General features: G+C 68.9%; 7 protein-coding genes and 1 tRNA gene. 1 reads left to right on the top strand and 7 read right to left on the bottom strand.

The genetic code is table 11. The features are described from left to right. Positions 1 to 89 precede the first annotated feature (89 nt). The 5 genes from rplA to E1295_RS46920 form a co-directional block, all read right to left on the bottom strand. A complete protein-coding gene (gene rplA / locus E1295_RS46940) occupies positions 90 to 809 on the bottom strand; it encodes a 50S ribosomal protein L1 (RefSeq protein ID WP_132641705.1) in 720 nt (239 codons plus the stop codon). Between the two features lie 63 nt (positions 810 to 872). Then, positions 873 to 1304 (bottom strand): 50S ribosomal protein L11, encoded by a 432-nt coding sequence (rplK, locus tag E1295_RS46935; protein ID WP_132641703.1) that lies wholly within the window; start codon positions 1302 to 1304, stop codon positions 873 to 875. 120 nt (positions 1305 to 1424) lie between these two features. Continuing rightward, positions 1425 to 2189: a transcription termination/antitermination protein NusG gene (gene nusG, locus E1295_RS46930; RefSeq protein ID WP_132641701.1), complete on the bottom strand. Its 765-nt coding sequence runs from the start codon at positions 2187 to 2189 to the stop codon at positions 1425 to 1427. An 81-nt stretch (positions 2190 to 2270) separates the two neighbouring features. Continuing rightward, positions 2271 to 2516: a preprotein translocase subunit SecE gene (secE, locus tag E1295_RS46925; RefSeq protein ID WP_166427774.1), complete on the bottom strand. Its 246-nt coding sequence runs from the start codon at positions 2514 to 2516 to the stop codon at positions 2271 to 2273. Between the two features lie 78 nt (positions 2517 to 2594). Next, a tRNA-Trp gene (locus E1295_RS46920) sits at positions 2595 to 2667 on the bottom strand. Between the two features lie 178 nt (positions 2668 to 2845). Between E1295_RS46920 and E1295_RS46915 the strand changes: the two genes are divergently transcribed. After that, positions 2846 to 4054: a pyridoxal phosphate-dependent aminotransferase gene (locus tag E1295_RS46915; protein ID WP_132641697.1), complete on the top strand. Its 1209-nt coding sequence runs from the start codon at positions 2846 to 2848 to the stop codon at positions 4052 to 4054. A 16-nt stretch (positions 4055 to 4070) separates the two neighbouring features. Here E1295_RS46915 and E1295_RS46910 read toward each other — a convergent pair whose 3' ends face one another. Together E1295_RS46910 and E1295_RS49535 are read right to left on the bottom strand one after the other, a co-directional pair. Further along, positions 4071 to 4622: a hypothetical protein gene (locus tag E1295_RS46910; RefSeq protein ID WP_132641695.1), complete on the bottom strand. Its 552-nt coding sequence runs from the start codon at positions 4620 to 4622 to the stop codon at positions 4071 to 4073. A gap of 43 nt (positions 4623 to 4665) precedes the next feature. Further along, the coding region (locus E1295_RS49535; protein WP_220449254.1) for a hypothetical protein at positions 4666 to 5160 on the bottom strand (495 nt) is incomplete at its 5' end.

The following is a 5160-nucleotide window of genomic DNA, read 5'->3' as shown; positions in this document are numbered from 1 at the left end:
GAGGGAGGGAGTGGGGAAGGTGAGGGAGCCGGGAAACAGAAGAGCCCCGCCCTGGGTCAGGGCGGGGCTCTTCGGTGGCGGGAGGGAGGTCAGGCCTCCAGGTCGGCCGTGAGGCCGCGGGTGACGTTGGGGTCGACGGGAACGCCGGGGCCCATCGTCGTGGAGAAGGTGACCTTCTTCAGGTAGCGGCCCTTGGCCGCCGACGGCTTGAGACGCAGCACCTCGTCAAGGGCGGCGGAGTAGTTCTCGACGAGCTGGCGCTCGTTGAACGACGTCTTGCCGATGACGAAGTGCAGGTTGGCCTGCCGGTCGGTGCGGAACTCGATCTTGCCGCCCTTGATCTCCGTCACGGCCTTGGCGACGTCGGGCGTCACGGTGCCGGTCTTGGGGTTGGGCATGAGGCCACGCGGGCCGAGCACGCGGCCCAGGCGACCGACCTTGCCCATGAGGTCGGGCGTGGCCACGACGGCGTCGAACTCGTTGAGCCGGTTGCCCTTGGAGATCTCGTCGATCAGTTCGTCGGCGCCGACGATGTCGGCGCCCGCCTCGCGGGCTGCCTCGGCACGGTCACCGGTCGCGAAGACCAGGACCCGGGCGGTCTTACCGGTGCCGTGCGGGAGGTTGACCGTGCCGCGCACGATCTGGTCGGCCTTGCGAGGGTCGACGCCCAGCCGCAGCGCGACCTCGACGGTGGCGTCGAACTTGGTGGTCGACGTCTCCTTGGCCAGCTTCGCGGCGTCGGCGGGCGTGTAGAGCTTGTCGCTGTCGACCTTGGCGGCCGCGTCCTTGTGCGCCTTGCTGCGCTTCATGTCTTGTGACTCCTGAGTGGTCCGCGGGCCCGGTGTGGGCCCTCCCACGAACGGGAAAGGCTGTCAGTCGGCGATCGTGATGCCCATCGACCGGGCGGTGCCGGCGATGATCTTCTCGGCCGCCTCGAGGTCGTTGGCGTTGAGGTCGGGCATCTTGGTCTCGGCGATGCTGCGCAGCTGCTCGCGGCTCAGCTTGCCGACCTTGTCGCGGTGCGGGACCGCGCTGCCCTTGTCGAGACCGAGAGCCTTCTTGATCAGCTCGGGCGCCGGCGGCGTCTTCGTGATGAAGGAGAAGCTGCGGTCTTCGAAAATGGTGATCTCGACGGGGATGATGTTGCCCCGCTGGCCTTCCGTGGCAGCGTTGTACTGCTTCACGAAGTCCATGATGTTGACGCCGTGGGGACCGAGGGCGGTGCCCACGGGCGGCGCAGGGGTCGCCTGACCGGCCGGCAGCTGCACCTTGACCAGTGCGGCGATTTTCTTCTTCGGAGGCATGTGTCCTTCTCCGGGTCCTGATTGCGATGCTTGCCGGACTGCGGATGCAGCCCTGACATGTCGGAAGGCCACCCCTCGCGACAGGGCGGCCAGCCGAACGTCTAAGTGTAGGTGATCGTCCTAGATCTTCGAGACCTGGTTGAACGAGAGCTCGACGGGAGTCTCGCGGCCGAAGATCGAGACGAGCACCTTGAGCTTCTGCGACTCGGGGCTGATCTCGCTCACCGAGGCGGGCAGCGTGGCGAAGGGGCCGTCCATGACCGTGACCGACTCGCCGATCTCGAACTCGACGGTCGGGCCCGTGGTCGTCTTGGCCGCGGCCTTCTTGCTCTCCTCGGTCGGCTCGGGCGCGAGCAGCTTGGCGACCTCGTCGAGACTGAGCGGGCTCGGCTTGTTGGACAGGCCCACGAAACCGGTCACACCGGGGGTGTTGCGGACGGCGGCCCACGACTCGTCGGTCAGTTCCATGCGCACCAGCACGTAGCCGGGCAGCACGCGCTCCTTGACCGGGACCTTCTTGCCGCTCTTGAACTCCTGGACGGTGTGCGTCGGCACCTCGACCTGGTAGATGTAGTCCTCCATGTTGAGCGAGACGTTGCGGCTCTCGATGTTGGACTTCACCCGGTTCTCGTAGCCGGCGTAGGAGTGGATGACGTACCACTCGCCGGGCAGGCCGCGCAGGGAGCTCTTGAACTCCTCGACCGGATCGACGTCAGGAAGAACAGCACCGTCCTCGACGGCGGAAGCCTCGACATCGGCCGCCTCGTCGCTCTCCGCGACCTCGGCCTCGGAGGCCGCCGGCTCGGCGCTCTCCTCGGCGGCTTCTTCCAGCTCGTCGCCCCACTCGCCGCGGGGCTCCTCGGCCGGAACTGAAGACTCGGACACGGTGACTCTTCCTCTTTCGTCTTGTCGTTTGCTCTCGTATCGAATGGCGACTCCGTCAGACGACACCGGCCGGGGTCTCGATCAGGCTCCGCCGAAGACCCGCAGAACCAACCATCCGAGGCCGCTGTCGAGCCCGTAAACGATCGCAACCATGATCAGAACGAATATCAGAACGACCGTCGTGTAGGTGACGAGATCCTTGCGTGTCGGCCAGATGACCTTGCGGAGCTCGTTGACGACCTGCCGGTAGAAAAGGGCAGGCGTCGTGCGTGTCTTCTTCTCGCCACCCGGCTTGCCTGCGGTCTCGCCGCGCGTGTCGATCGCCACAGTCCTCACCCGAATCAGTCGTATCCAACGCAGTTTTGCGGCGCGCTTACACGCCCATTATTGCGCGGACCGCACTCGCAGGGCACGAGGGACTCGAACCCCCAACCGCCGGTTTTGGAGACCGGTGCGCTACCAATTGCGCCAGTGCCCTATGTCATCGACCAGACTACCCTGATCGACTCACTGCCTGGACCGAACCGCTCGCCGACATGCGGCGGAAGGACCACGCGAAAGCATACGGGGGAATGCCTGCCACGTCGAACCAAATCCTGATGGCCCAGGTCACGCGGGCGTGTGGCCTGCGAAGCCCCCCGTGGGAGCATGGACGCATGTCCACCCGATCCCGCATCTCAGCGAGAATTTCCGCGATCTCCGAGTCTGCCACGCTGGCCGTCGACGCCAAGGCCAAGGCCATGAAGGCGGCCGGACGTCCCGTCATCGGATTCGGGGCGGGCGAGCCCGACTTCCCGACGCCCGGCTACATCGTCGAGGCGGCGGTCGAGGCGGCCCGTGACCCGCGTTTCCACAAGTACACCCCGGCCGGCGGCCTGCCCGAGCTCAAGCAGGCCATCGCCGCCAAGACGCGGCGCGACTCCGGCTACGCGGCCGAGGCGTCGCAGGTGCTGGTCACCAACGGGGGCAAGCAGGCCGTCTACCAGGCGTTCGCGACGCTGCTCGACCCCGGCGACGAGGTCATCGTCGTGGCCCCCTACTGGACGACCTACCCCGAGGCGATCAAGCTGGCAGGGGGCAGGCAGGTCAGCGTCGTGACCGACGAGTCCACCGGCTACCTGGTGAGCGTCGAGCAGCTGGAGGCGGCGCGCACCGAGCGGACGAAGGCGCTGCTGTTCGTCTCGCCGTCCAACCCGACGGGCGCCGTGCACTCGCGCGAGGAGACGGTGGCGATCGGCCGCTGGGCCGCCGAGCACGGGCTGTGGGTGGTCACCGACGAGATCTACGAGCACCTCGTGTACGGCGGCGCCGCGTTCACCAGCATCGCCACGGCCGTCCCCGAGCTGGGCGACCGGGTCGTGATCCTCAACGGCGTGGCGAAGACGTACGCGATGACGGGCTGGCGCGTGGGCTGGCTGATCGGCCCGTCCGACGTGGTCAAGGCCGCGACCAACCTGCAGTCGCACGCCACCTCCAACGTCTCCAACGTCGCCCAGATGGCCGCGCTGGCCGCGGTTTCCGGTGATCTGTCCGCGGTGGCGGAGATGCGGGCGGCCTTCGACCGGCGCCGCCAGACGATGGTTCGCATGCTCAACGAGATCCCGGGCGTGTTGTGCCCGGAACCAAAGGGGGCGTTCTACGCCTATCCCTCTGTCAAGGAGCTGCTCGGCAAGGAGGTACGCGGCCACAGGCCCGCGTCGTCCGGCGAGCTGGCCGAGCTCATCCTGGAGGAGGCCGAGGTCGCGGTGGTGCCCGGTGAGGCTTTCGGCACCCCGGGATACTTCCGCCTTTCCTACGCGCTGGGCGACGACGACCTCGTCGAGGGCGTCAGCCGCCTGGGCAAGCTGCTGGCCGAGGCGCGCTGAGGCCGGGGCGGGCCGTTCACTGGTCGACGTGCTGCACGATCTCGGCGGCGAGCGGCCTGATCTCGGCGGCGAGGCCGGGCGTCGCGGCGATGTAGACGGCGGTGCCCGGCCGCTCCAGCCACATGAAGTTGCGCAGGCCGTTGCGCGTGGTCCAGTGCAGCGCCGGTTTGCCCCAGTACGCGCTCAGCGTCGACCGAGCCACCAGCGTCACGAACTGCTCGGCGGTGCGCACGCCGCACACCACGCCGACATAGAGGCGCTCGTCGTTGTCCTGCCAGGTCAGGCCCTTGACCTTGACCCGCCGTTTGAGCGAGTGGAGGCGGGCGAAGGAGCCGGCCCGCGCCAGGCCGGCAGGCGAGGCGGGCACGTACACATCGACGGAGCCGCAGCTCAATGCAATGGCGGGGTGCTGGGTTTCCGGTTCGGGGGTCGGCGAAGCCGAGTGGACGGGCCGGCTGCTCGCGTCGGTGGGGGTCTCCGTCGGCCGCGCGCGGGCGATCAGGTCGTCGCAGGCGGCCAGCCCCGGCAAGAGCCCGCACACGAGGAGCATGGCTGCCGTACGCCGCATCGACGCCCCCCATGACGTGAATGAATATGCCGGGTAAAGGCTTTCAGTCTCCTACAGGAGCTCTGGCCGAGGCCGCAATAGTGACCAGTTCGCCGGCGAGTGAGTCGCTGACCCTGATCCACACGCCGGTGCCCGCCCGCTCCAGCCACACGATCACCCGTCCGCCGCGCGGGTGCTCGCCCACCATGGCGGGCCGGCCGCGCACGGTGGTGGGGCGGGCGTCGTGCATCGTGAACCGCTCGCGGTAGCGCGCCCAGCCGGCCGCCACGTCACCGTGCTCGACCCGGACCTCGACGCGGTCGCCGCCGGCGGACCACCTGGCCCAGTGGCCCTGGCCTCCTGGCCAGGGCCCGATCGTGCCGCCGCCGCCGCGCGCCAGTCCCATGGGCAGGTAGGTGAGCCAGAGGTCGTCGGAGACCACCGCGAGCGCGGGCGCAGGGACCCGCCGGGCGGGCACGGCCGCCCCGGCCCCGCCCACTTGGTCCGCCGCCGGCGTGGAGTCCGCCTCGGACGTGGGGTCCGCCGCCGGGGTGGGGTC

The sequence above is a fragment of the Nonomuraea mesophila genome (assembly GCF_004352805.1).
Classification (GTDB): Bacteria; Actinomycetota; Actinomycetes; order Streptosporangiales; family Streptosporangiaceae; genus Nonomuraea; species Nonomuraea longispora.
This window is presented reverse-complemented; position numbering and strand designations above follow the sequence as displayed.